Below are 22274 nucleotides of genomic sequence, written 5' to 3'. Positions count from 1 at the left end.
CGCATCTGGTCGATGCGGGGCTTTTTGTTTTCGGCAAGCCGAATAAAGGATGTCATCCTGAGCGCAGCGAACCGAAGGTCGACGGAGTCAAGGACCTTTCGTTTGCTGCGCTCAGGATGACGGCAGATTATCACTCTGCAGCACCGATCCGCCGCTGATAACGGCCTGATTCTGCAGCCCCCAGTCCTCGATGGCCGTGATGATGGGGCCGAGGGAGCGGCCGCAGTCGGTGAGGGTGTACTCGACGGTGGGCGGCACGGTGGCGTAGGCCTGCCGCGTGAGGATGCCGTGGCTTTCGAGCAGCTTCAGCTCCTTGATGAGCATGCGCGGGGTGATGCCCGATACGTCGCGCTCCAGGGCTTTGAAGCGCAGGGTACTGTGCTGTAGCAGGCTGTGGATGATGGCAAACTTCCATTTGCCTTCCAGCACGTCGAGCGTTTGGCGGAAGGCGCAGCCGCCGGCAAGTTTTTTTGGATTTTCTGCTTTCATAACGGGCTGATTCCAAGCGAAAGTTACAAAACGTATAGTGATATACATCGATGTAACTACTTGCAAAAGTATAGTACGTGAGTGCACCTTTGCAAGGTCAATCGGCGCCAACGCGGCTGATTATCTGGGCTTTTGGCCCATTTCCAATCGTCACTACTCTGGTTTCAATTATGGCAAAGACTGTTTTGCATCCGGCCAATACCCGCGGCCACGCCAACCACGGTTGGCTCAACTCCTACCACACCTTCAGCTTTGCCGGTTACTACGAGCCGCAGCGCATGCACTTCGGGGCCCTGCGCGTGCTCAACGACGACTCGGTGGCTGGCGGCATGGGCTTCGGCCGTCACCCGCACGACAACATGGAAATCGTGTCCATTGCCCTGTCGGGGGCACTGGAGCACCAGGACAACATGGGCAACAAGGCCGTCATCCGGCCCGGCGACGTGCAGGTGATGAGTGCCGGCACCGGCGTGGCCCACAGCGAGAAAAACCACTCCGAGAGCGAGGAAGTGAAGTTTCTACAGATCTGGGTGATTCCGAATAGGCGCAACGTGGCGCCCCGCTACGACCAGCAGACCTTCCGCGCCGAAGACCAGCACAACCGCCTGCAGCAAGTGTTGTCGCCCAACGCGGACGACGAGGGCGTATGGCTGCACCAGGATGCCTGGTTTCACCTCGGCCAGCTCGACGCGGGCTTCGGCACCGCGTACCACCTGAAGAAAGCCGGCAACGGCGTGTACGTCTTCGTGCTCGAAGGCGACGTGACCATCAACGGGCAGGCCCTGCACCGCCGCGACGGACTCGGCGTCTGGGAAACCGACCAGCTTGATATCCGAGCCGACAGCTCCGCCCGGCTGCTGCTGATGGAAGTGCCCATGCTGAGCTAACCCGCGGGCCGCTTCGGCGGTTATCCTGCCCGAACCCTACTACCAGCGCCAGCCATGCCCACCATCACCGGCCACCTCGGCCTCGACCGTTACGTAACGGACCTTTCCACCGACAGCGGCCACGCCCTGCTGGCCGATGAGCCCCTGGCCAACGGCGGCGAAAACATGGGCCCCAGCCCCGGCGAGCTGCTGGCCTCCGCCCTCACGGCCTGCACCTGCATCACCGTGCGCATGTACGCCGACCGCAAGGGCTGGCCGCTGCAGCGCATCGAAACGCTGGTGAGCTTCGAGCGCACGGCCGACCACGTGGTGCGCCACCTCAGCCGGCAGATTCGGCTGGACGGCGAGCTGACGGCCGAGCAGCGGCAGCGCCTGCTGCAGGTGGCCAACGCCTGCCCGGTGCACAAGGCGCTGACGGCGGGCGTACCCATCGAAACGGCCCTGGCCGAATAATTGCGCCGTTTTTTTGCGCTGCCCCGCCCGGATATGCCCGGGCGGGGCAGCGTTTTTTATTGGTATCCTGCCACTTCAATCCCGCAGCGCGGCGGCGGCAGCCCGCGCCAGCTAGCGGGCCAAAGTTGCCGGCGGGCTTGGTCAAGCGAGGCTTTTGCGCGTATGTTTAGTTGATCAATGCCGGCGGCCGCCCGTCCCGACGACAACTTTTTGCGGGCCGACGGGTACTTGGGGATTCCCCGCTAAAGGTCAATTCGCCCGCTCAATCCGCGCCCCCGATGAAGCACACCTTACTCTCTGACCGTTGGCTGCTGCTGCCGCTGGCCCTGCTGGCCGCGCCGCGCCCGGTGCAGGCCCAGACGCCCGAGCGCCACACCAGCTTCGGCATCAACCTCAGCGCCCTGCAGTACCAGGGCGACTACGGCTCCGACTACTGGAAATTCGACCGCAGCAAGTACGCCGGCGGCATTGCCATCAACCAGTACCTCGGCCGCGGGCTGGATCTGAGCACCCAGCTGTTTTACGGCGAGCTGAGCGGCAGCAACGCGCTGGCCAGAACGCGTTTCAACACCACCCTCATCAACGCCAACGCCGGGCTGAAATTCAAGCTCAACAACGGCTGGGCGCTCAAGGAAACGGCCTTTATCCAACCCTACCTGCTGGCCGCGGGGGGCTGGACCTACACCAGCCGCATCGGCTGGGTCGACAACATCCGCTCCGACCGCGACCAGGGCTACTTCGACGTGTTCGGGGCGGCGGGCATCAATTTCCGGCTGGGGCCGGGCGTGGGCCTCTTCGTCCAGACCGGCCAGCACCTGCCGCTCGACGCCAACATCGACGGGGTGAACCGCCCCAACGACAAGGACCGGTGGGACGACCGGTTTCTGCAGCACACCGTGGGCCTGACCTTCAACCTGGGCCAGGCCCGCGACGAGGACGGCGACGACGTGGCCGACAGCAAGGACCGCTGCCCCGGCACGCCAACGGGTATTTTGGTGGATGACCACGGCTGCCCGCTCGACAGCGACCGGGACGGCGTGCCGGACTACCAGGATCAGTGCCCCGACCAGGCCGGCACCGCCGAACTGAAGGGCTGCGCCGACAAGGACGGCGACGGCGTATCGGATGGCGACGACGCCTGCCCCGACGTGGCCGGCAAGCCCGAGCTGCAGGGCTGCCCCGACGCCGACAACGACGGCGTGCCCGACCAGGAAGACAAGTGCGCCGACACGCCCGCCGGCACCCAGGTAGACCCGAGCGGCTGCCCCGTAGCCGAGCCCGCCCCCGCCCAACCGGCTCCGGAGCCCACCCCGGCGCCCGCCAAGCCCTCGGCCACGGCCGATACCGACGGCGACGGCGTGCCCGACGCGGTCGACCGCTGCCCGACCAGCGCCGGCCCGGCCAGCAACAAGGGCTGCCCCATCGTGCGGCCCGAAACCCGCAAGAGCCTGCGCGAAGCCACCCGCTTCATCAGCTTCGAGCCAAACCGGGCCGCGCTGCTGCCCAGCTCGCACGCCACCCTCGACGGCATTGCCCAGATCCTGCGCGACTACCCCGACTACTCGCTCAGCATTGCCGGTCACACCGACAGCAAAGGTCCGGCCGCATTCAACCAGCGTCTCTCGCGCGAGCGGGCCGCCGCTGCCCGCAGCTACCTCGCGGGCCAGGGCATTGCCGAGGAGCGCCTGCAGTTGCGCGGCTACGGCCCCGCCCGCCCCATCGCACCGAATACCACCGAGGCCGGCCGCGCCAAAAACCGCCGCGTGGAATTTGACCTCTTCCTCACCGGCGACCGTAACGCGGCCGAAGTGAAGTACGGCAAGGAGCCCACCGGCGCCCCGGCCAAAGCCCAGCCGGCCAGGCCCGCCCGCAAGGCCCCGGCCCGGACCGCCGTGCGTAGCAAAACGGCCGTCAAAGCACCCACCAAGCGTCCAGCTGCCCGCAAGCCGGCACCGGCCAAAGCCTCGACGGCCAAGGCTCCGGTAGCAAAGCCCAAAGCAACGGTAACGCCGCAAAAGGCTTCGCCCAAGCGCTGAAAACGGTTTTCGTCCTGACAGCAAAACGGCCGACCTCGCAAGGGTCGGCCGTTTTGCTGGGCGTGAAGAGTGGATGAAGTCGGTACGGCCAGTATAACCTTCGGTCGAAAGCGGGGGTATATGAGGCCATTCCGCCGCGGGTAATGTTGCCCGCGGAATGCCGCCACTTCATGAAACACCTTATTCCCAATCCTCGACTGCTGGTGCTGCCCCTGGCCCTGGCTGTCGTACCGCTTCTGAGTCAGGCCCAGTCGGCTGACCGCAAAACCAGCATCGGGCTCAACGTCAGCGCGCTGCAGTACAAGGGCAACTACGGCTCCGACTACTGGAACTTCAGCAGCAACCGCTACGCCCCGGGCTTGGCCATCAACCAGTACATCACCAAGGGCCTCGACCTGAGCCTGCAGGGCTTCTACGGGGAGCTGAAGGGCAGCCAGAGCGCCAGCACCTACTTCGCCACCAACCTGGTGAACGTGAACCTGGGCATCAAGCTCAAGCTGAACAACGGCTGGGCCCTGAAGGAAGACGCCTTCATTCAGCCCTACCTGATGGCCATGCCGGGCTGGACCTACACCTCGCGCGAAGGCTTTTACCGGGGCGGCCGCATCGATCAGGACAAAAGCTACTTCGACATTGCCGCCGGCGCTGGCATCAACTTCCGCCTCGGCGAAACGGTGAACCTGTTCGTGCAGACGGCGCAGCACGCGCCTTCCTACGCCAACTTCGACGGCGACCAGACCCGCGACGACAACGGCTGGGACGATAAGTTTCTGCAGCACACCGTGGGCCTGAACTTCAACCTGGGCAAGGCCAAGGATGAGGATATGGACGGCGTGCCCGACCGCAAGGACAAGTGCCCCGGCACGCCCACCGGCGTGAAAGTGGACGAAAACGGCTGCCCCATCGACACGGATAAGGACGGCGTGGCCGACTACCAGGACCAGTGCCCCACCGAAGCCGGCAAGCCGGAGCTGCAGGGCTGCCCCGACCGCGACAACGACGGCGTGGCCGACAAGGACGACGCCTGCCCCGATACGCCCGGTAAGCCCGAGCTGAAAGGCTGCCCGGATGCCGATAACGACGGCGTCATCGACCAGAACGACAAGTGCCCGAACACGCCCGCCGGCGTGAAAGTAGACGCCTCCGGCTGCCCGCTGGATACCGACGGCGACGGCGTGCCCGACTACCAGGACCGCTGCCCGAACCGCCCGGGTCCGGCCTCGAACCGCGGCTGCCCCGAGATTAAGGCCGAGGCCAAGAAGCGCCTGCAGGAAGCCACGAAGTACATCAACTTCGAGTTCAACAAGGCCGTACTGCTGCCCTCCTCGTACCCGACCCTCGACGCCATCGTGCAGATCCTGAACGAGTACCCGGACTACACCCTGAGCATTGCCGGCCACACCGACAGCAAGGGCTCCGACCCGTACAACCTGCGCCTTTCGCACGACCGCGCCGCTTCGGCCCGCACCTACATGCTGAGCAAGGGCATTCCGGACGCCCGCATTGAGTCGCGCGGCTACGGCGAAACCAAGCCCATTGCCGACAACGCCACCGACGCCGGCCGCGCCCTGAACCGCCGCGTGGACTTCGACCTGTACCTGACCGGTGACCCGAACTCGGCCGAAGTGAAGTACGGCCCCGAGCCCACCATGCCGGACATCGTCATTCCGACGACGCCCGCCAAAAAGGCTACCCCGGCCAAGAAGCCGACGACGACCAAAAAAGCGCCCGTCCGTAAGGCCACCCCGCGCCGCTAGGTTCTAGCCCGCTTATCAAAAAAGGCCAGCTGCACGGTGCAGCTGGCCTTTTTTCTATTTAAGAACGTCATCCTGAGCAGAGCGAACCGAAGGTCGACGTAGTCAAGGACCTTCCTCGCACCCTGCACCGCCGCTGATGCCAACGTGCAGACGCTTTTCGAAGGAGCGTATTAACATCGAAGCGCAGCCACCGGGCCCAAACCATTGGGCGTTGGTGGCTGCGCTTGTTGGTTGGTGCAAGGTGCGAGGAAGGTCCTTGACTACGTCGACCTTCGGTTCGCTCTGCTCAGGATGACGTTCTATTTTGCCTGACCTGGTTGCGCCTGACAACCGACAACTCGCAACGGACAACTCTACTCCGTCACCCAGGTCACCTTCTCCTCAATAGGCTTGCGCAGGTTGCGGCCGGGCTGCTGCTGCACGTAGCCGAGGTAGAAGAAGCCCAGTAGCTTGTCCTCGGGGCCGAGGCCGAAGAAAGGCTTGGCTTCCTCCACATAAGTCACGCCGCCCGAGCCCCAGTAGCCGCCCACGCCGTTGGCCACGGCCGTTAGGTGCAGGTTTTGCACGGCGCAGGCCACCGCCTCGATTTCCTCGATTTCGGGCAGCACGTGGTGGCGCTTCATGCCGATGGCAATGACGTGGGAGGCCAGCAGCGGATTGGTCGCCAGCTTGTGCGCCTTCTTCTCGTCGACGAACTCGCCGGCCTGCTGCCGGTACAGCGCCGACTGAAATTCGGCCAGCCGCTGCCGCCCCGCGCCCGTGAACACCACGAAGCGCCAGGGCTCGGTGCGCTTGTGGGTGGGCGCCCAGTTGGCATTTTCCAGCATCCGCTCGATGATGTCGTCGGGAATGACGCGGCCGGGCTCGAACTGAATGGGCTGAATGCTGCGCCGGGCGCGGATGAGGGCATCGAACTGCTCGGGCGTGGGCAGGGAAGCATCGGTGGACATGGCAACGGACTGCTAAATGAGCCCGCAAGATAACGTGCGGTCCAGCTTTACACCTCGGCCGGCTGCACCTCGTGGGCCAGGCGCGTCACCTGCTCGGGCTTGCCGAACACGTACAGCGTGTCGTGCAGGCAGATAAGGGTGTCCGGGCTGAGCGGCTCCAACATGTGCCCGTCGCGGCGGATGGCCAGCACACTCAGCCCGAACCGCTCCTGCACGTCGGAATGCAGGCAGCTCTTGCCGATGAAGTGTGCCCCTGGGTCGGCATCGACGGGCACGGTGGCCAGCTCCGACTCGACGAAGCGCAGGTGCAGCCGCGACCACGCCGCCTGGTCGAGCGAGCGGTGCCGGCGCATGGCGTGGCTGCCGTGGCGCAGCTCGTCGATCAGCCGGTCGATTTCGCACACCGGCACCAGGAAGCGGGCCAGCACGTGGGCCAGCACCTCCATCGAGGTTTCCTGCTCTTCCGAAATAACCTCCGTGGCGCCCACCTGGTAGAGCTGCTTCCGCTCGTGCAGGTACAGGGTGCGCACCACGATGCACACGCTGGGATTCAGGCGGCGGATGGTGACCACGGCCCGCAGGCTGGCGGCCGGGTCCGAAATGGCCAGCATCACCACCCGGGCCCGGGCCACGCCCAGGTGCTCCAGCACGTGCTCGTGCGTCACGTCGCCGTACACGATTCGCTCCCCGCGCTTCAGGCCGCGGTGCACCTTGTCGGCATCGGCTTCGAGGATGATGTAGGGTAGCTGGGCGGCGCGCGCCGCCCGCACCAGGTTGCGGCCGTTCAGCCCGTAGCCCACCACGATGAGGTGGTCGGAAAGCGGGGTTTCGGGCGTGGCCAGGGGCAGCAGCGGGGCGGGCGCCTTGGTGGGGTGCAGGCGCTGCTCGAGGCGCTGCAGCAGGGGCCGGCCCATAAACCAGGCCACCGCCGGCTCGGCCACCATCGACACCAGCGGGGTGAAGCACATGGTGAGCACCGAAATGGCCAGGAAGATCTGGTACTCATCGGCCGAAATCAGGCCGGCCTGCACCCCTACCCGCGACAGCACGAAGGAAAACTCGCCCACCTGGCACAGGGCCAGGGCCGAGAGCAGCACCTCGCGCACCGGCATGTACAGGAACGCGGTGGCGGCCGGCGTCAGCAGCGCTTTCAGCGCCATCACGCCCAGGGTAATGAGCAGAATCTGCACAGGGTGCTCCAGCAGCACGTGCACGTCGAACAGCATGCCGATGGACACGAAGAAGAAGCTGGCGAATATCTCCCGGAACGGGAGCACGTTGCTCACCGCCTCGTAGCTGTACTCCGACTCGGAGATGATGAGCCCGGCCAGGAAGGCGCCCAGCGCCATGGAGAGGCCGGCCAGCTCGGTGAGCCAGGCCACGCCCAGGCAGGTGCCGATGATGGTGAGCAGAAACAGCTCGCGGCTGCGCGTGCGCACCACCAGCAGCAGCAGCCGGGGCATGAGGTAGCGGCTGCCGAGCACCACCAGCGTGAGCACCACCAGCATCTTGGTGAGCATGATGCCCAGGGCCATCCAGGAGGAGTCGCCGCCCTGCCCGCTGAGCAGGGGCACCAGCAGCATCATGGGCACCACCACCAGGTCCTGGAAGATGAGGATGGCCAGCACGATCTGCCCGTGCATGGACTCCACTTCCATGTGCTCCTGCATGAGCTTGAGCACGATGGCCGTGCTGCTGAGGGCCAGCAGAAAGCCCCAGAACACGGCCGGGCCCGGGGCACTGCCTGCCGCCATGGCCAGCACCGCCACCACGCCCACGGTGAGGCCCACCTGCAGCGCACCGCCCAGAAACACGGCCCGCTTGATGCGCATCAGGCTGCGCACCGAAAACTCCAGCCCGATGGTGAACATGAGCAGCATCACGCCCAGCTCGGCAATGTGGTCGACCTTGTGCGGGGCCTTCACCAGCGCCAGCGCGTAGGGCCCGGCCAGCATGCCCGTCACCAGGAAACCGATGATGGAGGGCAGCTTGATGCGGTTAAAGAGCAGCGTCACCCCCACCGACAGCAGCAGGATGACCAGCAAGTCGTAGAGGACGGAAGAAGACGACATAACGATAAAGGCCGGAATGCCCGGCCGCTTGCTTCCCAAGCCGCTTGAGACCAAGCGGCGCCTTCAATGCGCGGCAACAGCTGATGGTTCTCTTTCTCCCCAGCGCCCACTCGGCGCTACGCTCCCTCGTTTCCTCCCTACATACGTTTTTTCGAAGGCCAAAGACGCTTGCCCGGATTGATATCTATCGTGCTTTACCTGATATCCGTCATATTCTCAGTGCAACTCTGGCGGGCACAGCGCGGCGCCGCGCGGTAGCCCCCCCCCGCCTGGGCATTGGCCGGCCCTGGCCTCCTGTTGCGTCATCCTTACCTTTGGTGCTCCAACACCCTGCTCCGCGATGAAACAGCTCTACTTTGCGCTGCCCGCCCTGCTTCTGGGCTTGGCCGCTCACGCCCAGACACCCGGCACCGGGGTGGGCATCGGCACTACCACTCCCGACCCCAAAGCGGCCCTGGATATCAGCAGCAGCAACAAAGGCCTGCTCATTCCGCGCCTCGACTCGGCCAGCCGCGCCGGTATTGCCGCCCCGCCCGACGGGCTGATGGTGTTCCAGACCGACGGGCGCAAGGGCTTCTGGTACGCCGTGGGCGGCCAGTGGGTCTACATCCCCGACAAAACCAAGTCGGGCGACAACCTGGGCAACCACGCCGCCACCCAGAACCTGGGCCTTAACGACTACGACCTGCGCCTGCGTGCCGCCACCGATACCAACCACGGCCTGGGCTGGTACGGCAACGGCAGCAGCTCCAAGAGCTGGCTGAGCCAGAACGTCGACGGACCGGTACTCTACGGCAACGGCAGCGGCGTGCTGGGTACCAGCACCAATGGCACGCGCCAGTCGGTGCTGACGTGGAACAATGCCGGCCGCGTGGGCATCGGGCGCCCCGACCCGCAGCAGCAGCTGCACGTGGCCGGCAACATCGCCGCCGACGGGCCCCTGGGCATTATGCTGGCCGCCGGCGACCGGCCCCTCGTCACCCGCGGCTGGGACGCCTTCACCTCCGGCACCTACCAGGGCCTGGGGCGCTGGGGCGTGTTTATGGAGCCCAACGCGCTGACCTTCGGGGTGCCTGATATTGCCAACAAGCGGTTTCAGTGGGTGCGCTACGGCACCAACTCCGCGGTGGCCAACACGCTGATGACCCTGGCCCCGGACGGCGACCTGCAGCTGGCCGGCAGCTACGGCTACACCACCGCCCAGACGCGCGTGCAGAGCCTGGGGGTGGGTGCCTTTAGCTCCAACGACCCCACCGTGTCGCAGGCCGTCATCCTGTATGGCAGCGGCCCCGTGCCGGTGGGCACCACGCTCACGGGCAGCGGCCAGGGCACCCTGCTGGCCCCGCTGAAGCTGCCCGTGGGCGCCGTGGTGACCAACCTGGAAATAACCGTGTTCGACGGCGACGGCAGCACCGCCGTCACCACCCAGGCCCGGGTGGTGGGCCTGGCCGGCAACGTGGGCGCGGCCAACGCCGACGCGCCTACCACGATCTGGGTAACGGTGCCCCACGGCAACAACGTGGTGGTGCGCGGCAGCGGCCCGGTGTTGTTGACCACCGACGCCAACCACGCCTACTTCGTGGAGTACCAGGCCAACCGCAGCGGCGTGCTGGCCCTGCTCACGGTGCGCGTGACCTACACCGTGACGGAGGTGGAGTAAGCGCCTTGGCGTCCGCGCCGGCCCGGCCGCCGCTCCCGCTTCGGGGGGGCGCGGCCGGGCTTTTTAGTGCTTGGCTGATGCGTTAATCCCGTAGAGCGGCCACTACCACCAGGCCTGCCCGGCCACTCCCGGTTGTTGCTCGAGTGGGGTCAGACCCCACTCCGGTACCCTCGACAGCTACCGGAGTAGCCGCCGGGGCTACCGCACTGGCTTCGTCCGGTACCGGAGTAGCCACCGGGGCCACGCGGGTACCCGCGGCGGCTACTCCGGTAGCTGCTTTTGCCACTGCTATACCCATAAAAACGACCCGAGCCGCCGAACGGGCAACTCGGGTCGTGGTTGCGGCTACTGCGGTAGCCGAACCGGCTACTTCGCCGCGCTGGGCTTGGCTTTGCGCTGTCCCTGGGCCGCGAAGCGCGACTTCAGGTCATCGAAAGCCGCCTGGGCGCCCTGCTGGTGATTGTTCGCCTGAAACTTGATGTAGTTGTAAATGGTCAGGGCGTTGGTGTAGGCCTCCGAGCCGGCTACCATCAGGGTAGAGTCGGTGTCGAGGCTGAGCTGCTCCAGCTGCCGCAGGATGGGGGCCAGCGCGGCCAGGCCGGCGGCGTCCTGCTTCAGCTCGTCGAGGCTGACGAAGGCGGGCACGAAGCCGGGGTTGGTGGTGGCGTAGTCGGTGGTCTTCTGCACGAAGGCCACGGTTTTGTCGCCCATGCGCAGCATGGATTTCCGCTCGTCCGGGGTCAGGGAGATGAGCAAGGGGCCGAGCTCGGTCTTGATGACGTCGAGGGCGGCCTGGACTTTCTGCAGCTTGGCGGCAGCTACGTCCTGGTTGAATTGGTTGGCCATGGTTGGCGGGTACTGGGTAAGAATGGTGGGAGAAAAGACAGGCGGCCGGGGCGGGGGTAAGCGCGGTGTGTAACGGGGCCCGGGCCAGGCGGATAGGGAACGTGGAAAGGCGAAATATGCAGTAAAAAAGCAACGGGCGCAAGGTCTCCGGCGCCTTCGCCAACGGGCGAGGAGGAGCCACGGCAATAAGGCTGAAATCAGCAATGGCAAAACGACAGCGGGGCCGCCAGGTAGTTGGCGGCCCCGCTGTCGAGGTGAGCGTCCGCCCCCTCGCTGCTTAGGCAAGGGGGCCGGGGGATGAACCGGTTATGCCGGCTGTGGGGCGGGGTGCTCCTCGCCTTCCCCGGTGCCTTCCTCTTTGGGGCCGCCGTGCTCCTCGTCGGGCTTATAGTTGGCTTCCAGCTCGGCCAGCTTGGCTTTGCCGTAGGCCAGGCGGGTGATGATGACGTAGAGCACCGGCACGATGAAGATGGCCAGCAGGGTGGCCGAAAGCATGCCGCCGAGCACCGTCCAGCCGATGGTCTGCCGGCTCTGGGCACCGGCGCCCGAAGCAAATACCAGCGGCAGCACCCCCAGGATAAACGCCAGCGAGGTCATCACGATGGGGCGCAGGCGCAGGCGCACGGCTTCCAGCGTGGCGTCGACCAGCGGCATGCCCTTATCCACCCGCTCCTTGGCGAATTCGATGATGAGGATGGCGTTTTTGGCCGACAAACCGATGAGCGTAATCAGACCGATCTGGGCGTAGACGTTGTTGGTGAGCTTGGGCAGGAAGAACAGCGCCAGGATGGCCCCGAAGGCGCCCAGCGGCACGGCCAGCAGCACCGAGAAGGGCACCGACCAGCTTTCGTAGAGCGCGGCCAGGAACAGGAACACGAAAATCAGCGAGAGGGCGAAGATGTAGACCGTCTGCCCGCCGGCCAGCAGCTCCTCCCGCGAGAGGCCCGAAAACTCGTAGCCGTAGCCCTGGGGCAGGTTTTCGGCGGCCGTTTCCTGCAGGGCCTTGATGGCGTCGCCCGAGGAGTAGCCCGGGGCGGCGTTGCCGTTGATTTCGGCCGAGCGGAACAGGTTGTAGTGCGAAATCAGCGGGGCCGACTCGCTGCGCCGGTAGCTGGTGAGCGTGCTCAGCGGCACCATCGCGCCCTGGTTGCTGCGCACGAAGTACTGGCCCAGGTTCGAGATGTCGCCGCGGTAGGCCGAGTCGGCCTGGGTGACGACGCGGAAGTTGCGGCCGTACATGGTGAAGTCGTTCACGTAGGCCGAGCCTAGGTAGGTGCGCAGCGCCGTGCCGATATCCGAGATGGACACGCCCAGCTTCTTGGCTTTTTCGCGGTCGATGGTGAGCTGGTAGCCGGGGGTGTTGGCGGTGAAGAACGAGAACGGCCCGGCCAGCTCCTTGCGCTGGCGCAGCGCGCCCATAAACTTCTGCAGCGTGGCGTCGAAGTTCTTGATGTCGCCGCCGGCCTCGCGCTCCTGCAGCACGAAGCTGAAGCCGCCGGTGTTGCCCAGGCCCGGAATGGCCGGGGGCGAGATGACCACGATGTTGGCTTCCTTGAGGCGGCTCAGGCGCTGCTGCACGGTGGCAATGAGGCCCTGCAGCTGCAGCTCCTTGTCCTTGCGCTCCTCCCAGGGCTGCAGCTGGCAGAACACCGTGCCGCTGTTCGACTTGGAGGAGAAGTTCACCGCGTTCAGGCCGCCCAGGCCGGCGTAGTGCCGGATGCCCTTGATCTGGCTCATCTCCTTCATAATCTCGTGCAGCGTGCTCACGGTGCGCTCCGTCGAAGCCGCTTCGGGCAGGTTGAAGGTCACGATCAGGCGGCCTTCGTCCTCGGTCGGGATAAAGCCCGAGGGCTTGCTGCGGAACAGCAGTCCGGTGCCCGCCACGATGCACAGCAGGATGATGACCACTAGGCGCGAATGTTTGATGCCGCGCTGCACGCCGTTGCCGTACTTGCCCGTCACGCGGTCAAACCACGAGTTGAACTTGAAGAAGAACTTGTCGAGGCCCTTGGAGCTTTCGTCGCGCTTGTGGGGCTTGAGCAGCAGCACGCACAGGGCCGGGGTGAGCGAGAGGGCCACGAAGGCCGAAATCAGCACCGAAATGGCAATGGTAATGGCAAACTGCTGGTAGAGGCGCCCGGTGATGCCGGGAATGAAGCCCACCGGCACGAACACGGCCGCCAGAATCAGGGCAATGGCAATAACCGGGGCCGAAATTTCGCGCATGGCCGCCAGCGTGGCCTCCAGCGGCGAAAGGCCCCGCTCGTTCATGTTGTGCTCCACGGCCTCCACCACCACGATGGCGTCGTCGACCACGATACCGATGGCCAACACGAAGCCGAACATGGTGAGCGTGTTGATGGTGAAGCCCAGCGGAATGAAGAACAGGAAGGTGCCCACGATGGACACCGGAATGGCCAGCACCGGAATCAGCGTGCTGCGCCAGCTCTGCAGGAACAGGTACACCACGATGACCACCAGCACCAGCGCCTCGATGAGCGTGTGCAGCACCTCGTTGATGGACACCTTCACCACCGAAGCGGCCTCGAAGGGCACCACGTAGTCCAGGTCGGCGGGGAAGCTCTTCTTGAGGTCTTCCATCGTCTTGTTCACGTTCTCGAAGGTTTCCAGCGCGTTGGCGCCGGGGGCCTGGTACACCAGCAGGTAGGAGGCCCGCTTGCCGTCGACGAAGGAGTTGGAGGCGTAGTTGAATTTGCCCAGCTCCAGCCGGGCCACGTCGCGCAGATACACCACCGAACCGTCCTCGGGCCGGGTTTTCACCACGATGTCGCCGAATTCGGCGGTCGAAGTCAGGCGGCCCTTTACGAACACGATGTACTCAAACGTCTGCCCCGTCTGGGCCGGCGGCGCGCCGATGGAGCCGGCCGCAATCTGCGCGTTCTGCTCCTGAATGGCGGCCGTCACGTCCTGGGCCGTCACCCCGAGCTGCGAGAGTTTATCGGGGTTCAGCCACACGCGCATCGAAAAGTCGTCGGCCCGGCTCACGATGTCGCCCACGCCCTTGGTGCGCAGCAGCGCGTCTTTGATGAAGACGTTGGCGTAGTTGTCGAGGAAGGTGGTGTTGTGCGAGCCTTTGGGCGCGTACAGGGCCACCAGCATCAGGATGCTGGGGTTACGCTTGCGCACCGTCAGGCCCAGGCGCTGCACTTCCTGCGGCAGCGTGGGCAGGGCAATGCCCACGCGGTTTTGCACGTCGAGGGCGGCGATGTTGATGTTGGTGCCCACCTCGAAGTTCACCGTCATGCTCATCTGCCCGTTGCTGGTGCTGTTGCTCTGCAGGTAGGTCATGCCGGGCGTGCCGTTCACCTGCACTTCCACGGGCGTGGCCACGGTCTGCTCCACCGTCTGCGCGTCGGCCCCGATGTAGTTGCCCGATACCGACACCGTGGGCGGCGTAATTTCCGGGTACTGCCCCACGGGCAGGTTCAGGATGGCCAGCACCCCCACCAGCACGATGACCAACGAAATGACGATGGCCGTGACGGGGCGCCGAATAAAGGTTTCTGCAATCATATGGACCTCACCCCCCGGCCCCCTCTCCTTAGGGAGAGGGGGAGCCTGACGATTGGCTGGGGAGGCTATGTGTGCGTCAGCGAAATGCTTGCTTCTGGTTTTCACCGACAACCCAACTGCGAAGCACCAGTTGGCGGATGTTGCTCACTCCAGAACACACCCCCTCTCCCTAAGGAGAGGGGGCTGGGGGGGTGAGGTTACTTGCCCGCAGCGGCCGTGGGGGCACCGGCAGCGGGAGCGGCGCCGGCCTGAATCAGGCCGCCGTCGCGCAGGCGGTTCAGGCCCTCGGTGACGACCTGGTCGCCCTCCTTGATGCCGTCGAGAATCACAATCTGGTCGCGCAGGCGGGGCCCGAGCTGCACCTTGCGCTGCACGGCCTTGCTGCTGTCACCGGCCACGAAGACGAAGTTTTCGCCCATCTGCTCGGTCACGGCCTTGAAGGGAATCACGACGCGGTGGCCGGAGGTGCGGTTGAGCACGCGCAGCACCGAGCTCATGCCGTCCTTGAGCTTCCGGTCGGGGTTCGAGAACTGCACGCGCACCTGGGCGGTGCCGGTCTGCTGGTCGATGCCGCGGTCGATGGCCAGGATCTTGCCCGGCTGGGCGTAGCGCGTGCCGTCGGGCAGCTCCAGCCGGAAAGTGGAGTCGGCGCGGCCGCCCGTCTTGCCCTGCATTTCGGCGAAGCGGCTCAGGTCGGCCTCGGGCACCACGAAGTCCACGCCCATGGGGTCCTCGCCGCTGATGGTGTTCAGCAAGGTGCTACCGGGACTGACCTGGGAGCCCAGCCGCACCTGCGAAATGCCGATGCGGCCGGTAAACGGGGCCGTGATAAGCGAGTAGCTCAGATCGGTGCGGGCGGCGGCCACGCCGGCTTCGGCTACGGCCACTTGGCTCTGGGCGGTGGCGTAGGCCGTGCGGGCGTTGTCCACAATCTGCAGGGCAATGGCGTCCTGCTGGGCCAGCCGCTCGTAGCGGTTCAGGTTCACCTTGGCGTTTTGGGCGGTAGCCTGGGTACTGCGCAGCCCGGCCAGGGCCTGCTGGTAGGCCGCCTGGTACTTGCGCCGGTCGATTTCGTAGAGCGTCTTGCCTTTGGGCACCACCTCGCCCTCCTTGAAGTAGATGCCGGTGATGAAGCCCGCCACCTGGCTGCGCAGCTCCACGTTGTTGAGGGCTACCACGCGGGCGGGGTACTCGTCGTAGTACACGGCGTCGGTGGTGCGGGCGGCTACCAGCGTAACGGGCGTGGCCGGCGGCGGACCGGCAGGCTTGTCGGCCTCTTTGTTGCCGCAGCCCGTCCAGGCCAGCAGGCCGGCGGCGTAGGTCAGGGCGAGAAGGGTTTTATTCATGTTGGGGGTAGAAGCGTCGGATTCGATCCTCTAGCACGTCATTCCGAGCGAAGTCGAGGAATCTCGCTCGATAGTGATTCTCTCGTTGAACAGAAGTTGCTATCCGGAGTCAGCACGCGAGATGTCTCGGCTGCGCTCGACATGACGTTCTTATTTGGGTTGTCTGAAGGATTACTATCAGTACTGAGTCGGCAGCGTGCCTTGCGCGCGCAGCAGGTCCACCTTGCTGCTCAGCACCTGAAACAGCGCCTGGTAGTAGTTCAGCTGGGCCGTGCGCAGCGTGGTTTGGGCCACGATGACGTCGAGGTAGGTTTTGATACCCTCACGGTACTGCAGCTGCACCACGTTGTACACCTCCTTCGAGAGGGCCAGGTTCTGCTGGCCCACCAGGTAATCGGCGTAGTTGCCCTTGTAGGCCGCCAACGCCTGCTCAAACTCGGTGTTGATGCGGTTGCGGGTAGCCACGATGTCCTGGTCGATGCGCTGATCGGTGAGCCGTTCGCGGCGCAGGTTCTGCAGGCGGCGCGTGCCGGTGAAGATGGGCAGCGAGAACTGCACGCCGGCGTAGGAGTTGGGCAGGCGCTGGCTGTAGAGGGTGCTCAGCTCGTTGCTCAGAAAGGCCGTGTTGTAGTTGCCAAACGCCCCCACCGAAGGCAGCCAGCCGTACTGGTAGTAGCGGATCTGGGCGCTCTGCAGAGCTTTCTGGGTTTGCAGCTGCTGAAACTCGATGCGGTTGCCCGGCTCCAGCGCCACGGTCGTGTCCACGGCCGCGTCGCGCATCAGCCGCAGCGTGTCGTACTGCAGCGTCAGCGGCTGCGGGGCGCTCAGGCCCATCAGCTCCTTGAGGTAGGCCGACTTGGCCTTGATGCTTTCCTGGGCCTGCTTGCGGGCCACCCGGGAGTTGTTGAGCAGAATTTCGGCCTGCTTGTAGTCGATTTTGTCGACGATGCCGGCGTCGTAGCGGGCTTTGGCGTCCTGCAGGCTGCGCTGCAGCCGCACGATGTCCTCGCTCAGCACGTCGAGCTGACGCTGGGAGAGCAGCACGTCGTAGAAGGCCTTGCTCACGTCCGACACCACGTCGATGCGCACGCCCACCGAATTCTGCTGGTAGAACTGCCGCGAGGGCCCGGCGCTGCGCCGGGCCAGGCCCAGGTCGTTGCTGTAAAGCGTCTGGGTGGCGCCCAGCCCGATGGTGGACTGGTTGCGCAGGCCAAACTGCCGCGGCGTGTTCACCCCATCGATGGGAATAACCGAGTAAGGCAGCTGGAAGTAGTGCTGGGCGCTGCCGTTCAGCGCCACCTGCGGCAGCCAGCCGGCCAGCCCGATGCGGATGCTGGCCTCGTTGGTCTCCTCATCGAGGCGGGCCTGGCGCACGGCGGGCTGGTTCTGCAGGGCAAACTGCAGGCATTGCTCCAGGGTGAGGGTGCCGCCGGGGGCGGCGGGCTGGTTCTGGGCGCGGGCGGCGGGCGGGCCAAACGCCAGCAGCAGGCCGCTCAGGATACCGGCGGCGCGGGCCGCCCGGGAAAAATAGCGCATGTAGCTCTGTCGCGCCGGAAGCGCGAAATTCAGTTGAGTTGGGGGCGGCAAAACCGGGCTAACCCGCTGAGTAATAAGGCCCGGTCGGCCTTATAACGCAAAGCCCGGCCCTCCGGGCGAAAACCGGACGAGGCGGGCACTCAGACAAGAAGCCGCGGGTGGGTGGGTAGAGGAGCGGGCACTGGTTAACCAACAACGCCGCAAAAGGTTGTCCGGCAGGTCAACTACCGGCCGGGGCGGGCGGATGCGCGGGCTGGTCGGAGCACAACAACGCGCGCCGGGCCGGCAGGGCTGCATCGGCCCCGCGGTTTTCCCGGCACCCGCAGCCGCTCCACAACCCTTTCCCGCTTCCGCGGGTAAGCAACGAACCGCCCCTTTTCGCCGGCCTCCTATGAAACGCATCATCACCCTGACCCTGAACCCGACCGTGGACAAGAGCACCGCCGTCGACAAGATCGTGCCCGACCAGAAGCTGCACTGCGCGGCGCCCAAGTACGAGCCCGGCGGCGGGGGCATCAACGTGTCGCGGGCGCTGCAGCGGCTGGGCTCGGCCTCCGCGGCGGTGTTTCCGGCCGGCGGCCCCACCGGCGACCGGCTGCAGGAACTACTGCGCGCCGAGGGCCTGGAGCCCCACGCCGTGCCCGCCGCCGGCTGGACGCGCGAAAACTTCATCGTGGTCGACAGCTCGGCCGGGCAGCAGTACCGCTTCGGCATGCCCGGCACCCCGCTCACGGCCGAAGAGCAGCGGCAGGTGCTGGCCGCTTTGCAAAACCAGCCCGCGCCCGATTACCTGGTGGTGAGCGGCAGCCTGCCGCCCGGCGTCGAGCCCGAGTTCCTGGTCGAAATCGTGCGCTGGGCGCACTCCATCGGCGCCAAGGTGGTGGCCGATACTTCGGGCCCGGCCCTGCAGCGCGTCATCGAGGCGGGCGTGTACCTGATCAAGCCCAACCTGGGCGAGCTGAGCAAGCTGGCCGGCGTGGCGGAACTGAACAGCGCGGCCCTGGCCGAAGCCGCCCGGGGCCTCATCGGCGAGGGCCGCTGCGAAATCGTGGTGGCGTCATTGGGGCCGCAGGGCGCCTGCGTCATCACCCGCGACCTGGTGGACCACATTCCGGCCCCGGCCGTGAAAAAACGCAGCACCGTGGGCGCCGGCGACAGTATGGTGGCGGGCCTGGTCCACGCGCTGGCCCAGGGCCAGTCGGTGCGCGAAGCGGCCCGACTGGGCGTGGCCTGCGGCACGGCCGCCACCATGAACCCCGGCACCGAGCTGTTCCACAAAGCCGACGTGGACAAGCTCTACCAGTGGCTCCTCGACACCATGCCCCAGGACCGCGCGGCGGCGTAGCGGGCCAGGCCGCGGGAATAGAGCGTACGGGCCGCCCTCAACGCTGCCACGGCCGCACCACCTTCGAATTGCCCCTGAACCAGCCACAGCCGGTGAGCATCACGCTGCTGACGGCCACCGGCTCGGTCACCCGCTCGCTGCTGGTGCAATAAGCCCATTTCGCGCGCAACGCCCCCGGCCCCGGCAGCTCGTGCCGGGGCCGGGGGCGTTGCGCGCGAGCTACCCGCGGGGCGGCTCCCGTTCCGGGCGCTAGTGCGCGGGAATCACGCCGAGTATGCGCAGCACCCACCCAAACAGGTAGAAGCCGACCAGCAATACCACGTAGAACCACCACGGCACACCGCCGCGCAGCACACCAAAGCCCCGGTACTTTTTGGGTTGCGTTTCCATAACAGTTGTCTTCCAGTGAAATGGCCTTATTAAATATATAATTTATACTATTATATTCCAAGCATTCAACCAGACCTCTTCTCACGGGGCCGGTACGTGTTGGCTCCGCAGCCGGAAGCACTGCTAGTTCCCTGCGACCAGTTGCAAATGCTGACCGCGTAGCCCCCTAACTCGTCGGGGGCTTGGGGCGGCGGTAGCGCTGCCACACCCGGTACCAGTGCGGGTTGCTCGGGTAGCGACGCGTGCCGGGCAGGTTGTTGACCAGCAGCGCTACGGCCAGCAGCAGCAGCGCGCCCAGCAGCACTGGCATGAGCACGTACCAGTAGCCCAGCCCCAGGATGCGCGCCGAGCCCACTACGGCAATCAGCGCGGTGGCTCCGCCGGGCGGATGCAGGGTTTTGGTTATCTGCATCAGCACAATGGAGGCAGCCACGGCCAGCGCGGCGGCCAGCCACTGCTCGGTGCCGAACCATTGTTGCATCGTCACGCCCACGAGGGCTCCGAGCACGTGCCCGCCGAGCAGGTTGCGCGGCTGGGCCAGCGGACTGTTGATGACGCCGTAAATCAGCACCGACGAGGCCCCGAACGAGCCGACCAGCAGCAGGGTATCGGCCGGCCCCAGCAGGTAGCGGTTCAGCAGGCCGATGAGGCCCATGCCCGCAAAGGCGCCCACGAACGTCCACAGATGCTCCCGCCAGTCGAACAGCGTTTCTTGGTAAACGATTGCCCGTACCCGGCGCGCTTGCCGCCGCAGTCGTTGCCGCATATGCCTGTTTCTTCCCCGAGTTCGGGCAACTACTGCCCGGCTTTCTGTGGGGCAAAGGTACGAGCGGCCACCCGAGCCGCTGCGGTGCCATGCCAGGCACCGGCCACCGTCCTTGCCCTGGAAGCACTTGTTCCCGCATCCTGCTCCCGCTGCTGGTCGTCGGCAGCCCCGCCAAACGCAGCGCCACCCCGCAGCGGCGGCCCCGGCCTGGCTGCCGAAGACCGCGCCGCGGAGTGGCGCTGAGTGGCGGGCGGCTGGTTCAGCCGTCCTTGGGGCCAGGTGCCGCACCCGTTGCCGGGCCGGCGCTCAGGCTTAGTTTACTTGCAGGCGAGTGGTTTCAACGCGGCTGCCGCTCTGCACCTGCACCAGGTACAGACCCGGGGCCAGTCCGGCCAGCGCCAGCACTTGCTCCTGCTGACCCGCGCCCTGGCGCACTGCCGCTTCCTGCCGCACCACTTGGCCCAGCATGTTTTGCACCGATACCGTTACGGCCCCGGCCGTCGGCAGGTCGTAGGCCACGCGCACGGCCCCGTTGGCGGGGTTCGGCAGCAGGGCCGGCCGCAGCACGTTGCTGGCGGTTTTGGCGGCCGTGGCCACGGTAAACTGGTAGGCGCCGGTCACGTCGTTGAAGCGCACCATGTAGCGGCCCGCCGCCTGAATCGGAATGTTGGGCCCGTTGGCCACGCCCGTGCCGCTCGGGAACGTCGCCGCGCCCCAGTTCACCGCCCAGTCGTTGTTGGCGCGGAACTTCACCTCGTTTTGCGTCAGCTGCAGGGTGATGGTCCAGTTGTGCGGGTCGGTGGCCGACACCAGGCTCATGGGCGTGGAGGCGTCCCAGCCCGACGCGGTGGCCGAGCCGATGATGCCAACCGTCGGGTAAGTGGTTTGGGCCATGCCCAGGGTGCCCGTCAGCAGCATGCCGAGCAGGAGCGTTACCTTATGCGTAAAGTTCTGCATAGGATTGAGTGGGGGGAATGATGTGAGAGATGTGACTCAAAGATAATTCTCAGCGGTAATTAGTCTTATCTATTTCGCAAAAAAATGCCACAAAAAATTTCTTCCTGTTACGGTTCCTGCCGCCACCCAGTGTTGCGTCGTTTATTTAGCTCGGTAGCCGGGTTCGCGCAGGCGGGCGGGGCAGGTTTCCCTTTGGAAGCGGGCAGCCGCTTCCGCAGACAAATGGCTTCGCTGATGGGCCAGGCCGTGCGCTCCAGCCAGGAGGCCCCGTTCACATCGAGGGTGTACAGCCGCATGACGTTTCCCGACGCAGGCTCCAGCCGCAGGTCGTAGGCGGCGTCGGCGAGACTCATGTTTTCTACCCGCCAACGGCCGGTCAGGTAGGGCGGGTCGTGGGGCACGCTGGAACGCAGCACAAACGTGCTATCCGGGCGGAGCGACAAATCGAAGGCATACCGGCGCATGGCGGGCGGACTGGCCAGCGTGTCCAGCTCGTAATCGGCCGCGAACAGGCGGTGCCGGTTCAATAGCGCAGCCTGGTACGCCTGCTGCCCGCGGTGGGCGCTGAAGAACTCGTAGACCGGTACTATCACGAGCAGCACGGCCGGCAGCACCAGCGCCACGCCCCCCGCCCAGCGCCCCAGCGTCGCCCCCCGGTGCAGGGTCCCATCGGCCCGGCGCTCCGCCCGCCGCAGCCTCCCCCAGCCCTTGTAAGCCAGCCACGCGGCCAGACCTACGCCCAGCACCGCCCCGGCTTTCAGGACGAAATCCAGCTCCCTGGCCAGGTAAACCCCTTCGAGCAGCAGCGCAGCAAGTATCGGCATAGCCCCGAAAGATAGAGCCCCGCCCGGCTTTCCAGCAGCCCCGCGCGTGGCTTCAGCTGTTCCGGCGGCCGTCCTGCTCCTTCCGGGTACGTTCCTCAGGCATCCGGCCCTGGTCTCGGCCGTTCCGGAGGCGGTTCCGGTCATTCCGGCCCCGGTCACGGTTGTTCCGGGCCCAGGCGCCGTCGTCCCGCCCCCGCCCCGCGGCTCCCGGGTCCGGCGACCAGCGTTCCGGGAGCCGCCGCACGGGTTCCGGCCTTGGCAACAGGCATTCCGGCTCCGGTACCAGATGTTCCGGCCTCGGTTCCAGGTATTCCGGCCTTGGTGACAGGCGTTCCGGCTCCGGTTACACTTTTTCGACCGGCGTTATGCCATATTCTTCCCAAATATTCCTATTCTTGAGCTTCGCTCCTATTCTTACCGCATACA

At 65.8% G+C, this 22274-nt stretch carries 17 protein-coding genes; 6 read left to right on the top strand and 11 right to left on the bottom strand.

From position 1 onward, the window contains the following. Nucleotides 1-111: 111 nt before the first annotated feature. Nucleotides 112-489 (bottom strand): winged helix-turn-helix transcriptional regulator, encoded by a 378-nt coding sequence (locus FDY95_RS10335; protein ID WP_138077477.1) that lies wholly within the window; start codon nt 487-489, stop codon nt 112-114. A gap of 170 nt (nt 490-659) precedes the next feature. On the opposite strand from FDY95_RS10335, the gene FDY95_RS10330 reads away from it, so the two are divergent. From FDY95_RS10330 to FDY95_RS10315, 4 genes are all read left to right on the top strand, one after another. Beyond that, nucleotides 660-1376: a pirin family protein gene (locus tag FDY95_RS10330; RefSeq protein ID WP_138077475.1), complete on the top strand. Its 717-nt coding sequence runs from the start codon at nt 660-662 to the stop codon at nt 1374-1376. A 54-nt stretch (nt 1377-1430) separates the two neighbouring features. After that, entirely contained in the window at nt 1431-1829 is a 399-nt protein-coding gene (locus FDY95_RS10325; RefSeq protein ID WP_138077473.1) for an OsmC family protein, read from the top strand. Between the two features lie 278 nt (nt 1830-2107). Then, nucleotides 2108-3865, top strand: coding sequence for an OmpA family protein (locus FDY95_RS10320; RefSeq protein ID WP_138077471.1), 1758 nt, complete (start codon nt 2108-2110; stop codon nt 3863-3865). Nucleotides 3866-4035: 170 nt separating this feature from the next. After that, entirely contained in the window at nt 4036-5622 is a 1587-nt protein-coding gene (locus tag FDY95_RS10315; protein WP_138077469.1) for an OmpA family protein, read from the top strand. Nucleotides 5623-5975: 353 nt separating this feature from the next. Here FDY95_RS10315 and FDY95_RS10310 read toward each other — a convergent pair whose 3' ends face one another. Both FDY95_RS10310 and FDY95_RS10305 read right to left on the bottom strand, forming a co-directional pair. Further along, nucleotides 5976-6572 carry a nitroreductase family protein gene (locus FDY95_RS10310; protein ID WP_138077467.1) on the bottom strand — a complete coding sequence of 199 codons (597 nt, stop codon included), beginning with the start codon at nt 6570-6572 and terminating at the stop codon, nt 5976-5978. 47 nt (nt 6573-6619) lie between these two features. Continuing rightward, on the bottom strand, nt 6620-8644 hold the full coding sequence (locus FDY95_RS10305) for a cation:proton antiporter domain-containing protein (protein ID WP_138077465.1): 2025 nt from the start codon (nt 8642-8644) through the stop codon (nt 6620-6622). A 340-nt stretch (nt 8645-8984) separates the two neighbouring features. Between FDY95_RS10305 and FDY95_RS10300 the strand changes: the two genes are divergently transcribed. Next, nucleotides 8985-10304: a hypothetical protein gene (locus tag FDY95_RS10300; RefSeq protein ID WP_138077463.1), complete on the top strand. Its 1320-nt coding sequence runs from the start codon at nt 8985-8987 to the stop codon at nt 10302-10304. Between the two features lie 366 nt (nt 10305-10670). On the opposite strand, the gene FDY95_RS10295 is transcribed toward FDY95_RS10300, so the two are convergent. The 4 genes from FDY95_RS10295 to FDY95_RS10280 all read right to left on the bottom strand — a co-directional run bounded on the left by FDY95_RS10295 (nt 10671) and on the right by FDY95_RS10280 (nt 17566). Next, nucleotides 10671-11150, bottom strand: coding sequence for a hypothetical protein (locus FDY95_RS10295; RefSeq protein WP_138077461.1), 480 nt, complete (start codon nt 11148-11150; stop codon nt 10671-10673). 306 nt (nt 11151-11456) lie between these two features. Next, the gene (locus tag FDY95_RS10290) at nt 11457-14684 is read right to left on the bottom strand and encodes an efflux RND transporter permease subunit (RefSeq protein WP_138077459.1); all 3228 of its coding nucleotides are present in this window, start codon (nt 14682-14684) and stop codon (nt 11457-11459) included. A 197-nt stretch (nt 14685-14881) separates the two neighbouring features. Continuing rightward, the gene (locus FDY95_RS10285) at nt 14882-16030 is read right to left on the bottom strand and encodes an efflux RND transporter periplasmic adaptor subunit (protein ID WP_138077458.1); all 1149 of its coding nucleotides are present in this window, start codon (nt 16028-16030) and stop codon (nt 14882-14884) included. 177 nt (nt 16031-16207) lie between these two features. Then, nucleotides 16208-17566 (bottom strand): TolC family protein, encoded by a 1359-nt coding sequence (locus FDY95_RS10280; RefSeq protein ID WP_138077456.1) that lies wholly within the window; start codon nt 17564-17566, stop codon nt 16208-16210. 391 nt (nt 17567-17957) lie between these two features. Here FDY95_RS10280 and FDY95_RS10275 point away from each other — a divergent pair, with 391 nt between their 5' ends. Beyond that, nucleotides 17958-18911 (top strand): 1-phosphofructokinase family hexose kinase, encoded by a 954-nt coding sequence (locus tag FDY95_RS10275; RefSeq protein WP_138077454.1) that lies wholly within the window; start codon nt 17958-17960, stop codon nt 18909-18911. 249 nt (nt 18912-19160) lie between these two features. On the opposite strand, the gene FDY95_RS26295 is transcribed toward FDY95_RS10275, so the two are convergent. The 4 genes from FDY95_RS26295 to FDY95_RS10260 all read right to left on the bottom strand — a co-directional run bounded on the left by FDY95_RS26295 (nt 19161) and on the right by FDY95_RS10260 (nt 21848). Then, nucleotides 19161-19301 carry a hypothetical protein gene (locus tag FDY95_RS26295; RefSeq protein ID WP_171025630.1) on the bottom strand — a complete coding sequence of 47 codons (141 nt, stop codon included), beginning with the start codon at nt 19299-19301 and terminating at the stop codon, nt 19161-19163. A gap of 166 nt (nt 19302-19467) precedes the next feature. Next, nucleotides 19468-20067, bottom strand: a complete 600-nt coding sequence (locus FDY95_RS10270; RefSeq protein ID WP_138077452.1) for an HPP family protein — start codon at nt 20065-20067, stop codon at nt 19468-19470. A 312-nt stretch (nt 20068-20379) separates the two neighbouring features. After that, nucleotides 20380-21024, bottom strand: a complete 645-nt coding sequence (locus tag FDY95_RS10265; protein WP_138077450.1) for a T9SS type A sorting domain-containing protein — start codon at nt 21022-21024, stop codon at nt 20380-20382. Between the two features lie 107 nt (nt 21025-21131). Beyond that, entirely contained in the window at nt 21132-21848 is a 717-nt protein-coding gene (locus tag FDY95_RS10260; RefSeq protein WP_138077448.1) for a hypothetical protein, read from the bottom strand. Nucleotides 21849-22274 lie beyond the last annotated feature (426 nt).

Source organism: Hymenobacter jeollabukensis (genome assembly GCF_005771675.1).
In the GTDB taxonomy this organism is placed as follows: Bacteria; Bacteroidota; Bacteroidia; order Cytophagales; family Hymenobacteraceae; genus Solirubrum; species Solirubrum jeollabukense.
The sequence above is the reverse complement of the archived record's forward strand: the minus strand, read 5'-3'. Positions and strand labels throughout refer to the sequence as shown.

Coding starts and splice junctions, on each gene's coding strand:
- FDY95_RS10335 (WP_138077477.1), bottom strand. CDS start 489: ATGAAAGCAGAAAATCCAAAAAAACTTGCCGGCGGCTGCGCCTTCCGC.
- FDY95_RS10330 (WP_138077475.1), top strand. CDS start 660: ATGGCAAAGACTGTTTTGCATCCGGCCAATACCCGCGGCCACGCCAAC.
- FDY95_RS10325 (WP_138077473.1), top strand. CDS start 1,431: ATGCCCACCATCACCGGCCACCTCGGCCTCGACCGTTACGTAACGGAC.
- FDY95_RS10320 (WP_138077471.1), top strand. CDS start 2,108: ATGAAGCACACCTTACTCTCTGACCGTTGGCTGCTGCTGCCGCTGGCC.
- FDY95_RS10315 (WP_138077469.1), top strand. CDS start 4,036: ATGAAACACCTTATTCCCAATCCTCGACTGCTGGTGCTGCCCCTGGCC.
- FDY95_RS10310 (WP_138077467.1), bottom strand. CDS start 6,572: ATGTCCACCGATGCTTCCCTGCCCACGCCCGAGCAGTTCGATGCCCTC.
- FDY95_RS10305 (WP_138077465.1), bottom strand. CDS start 8,644: ATGTCGTCTTCTTCCGTCCTCTACGACTTGCTGGTCATCCTGCTGCTG.
- FDY95_RS10300 (WP_138077463.1), top strand. CDS start 8,985: ATGAAACAGCTCTACTTTGCGCTGCCCGCCCTGCTTCTGGGCTTGGCC.
- FDY95_RS10295 (WP_138077461.1), bottom strand. CDS start 11,150: ATGGCCAACCAATTCAACCAGGACGTAGCTGCCGCCAAGCTGCAGAAA.
- FDY95_RS10290 (WP_138077459.1), bottom strand. CDS start 14,684: ATGATTGCAGAAACCTTTATTCGGCGCCCCGTCACGGCCATCGTCATT.
- FDY95_RS10285 (WP_138077458.1), bottom strand. CDS start 16,030: ATGAATAAAACCCTTCTCGCCCTGACCTACGCCGCCGGCCTGCTGGCC.
- FDY95_RS10280 (WP_138077456.1), bottom strand. CDS start 17,566: ATGCGCTATTTTTCCCGGGCGGCCCGCGCCGCCGGTATCCTGAGCGGC.
- FDY95_RS10275 (WP_138077454.1), top strand. CDS start 17,958: ATGAAACGCATCATCACCCTGACCCTGAACCCGACCGTGGACAAGAGC.
- FDY95_RS26295 (WP_171025630.1), bottom strand. CDS start 19,301: ATGGAAACGCAACCCAAAAAGTACCGGGGCTTTGGTGTGCTGCGCGGC.
- FDY95_RS10270 (WP_138077452.1), bottom strand. CDS start 20,067: ATGCGGCAACGACTGCGGCGGCAAGCGCGCCGGGTACGGGCAATCGTT.
- FDY95_RS10265 (WP_138077450.1), bottom strand. CDS start 21,024: ATGCAGAACTTTACGCATAAGGTAACGCTCCTGCTCGGCATGCTGCTG.
- FDY95_RS10260 (WP_138077448.1), bottom strand. CDS start 21,848: ATGCCGATACTTGCTGCGCTGCTGCTCGAAGGGGTTTACCTGGCCAGG.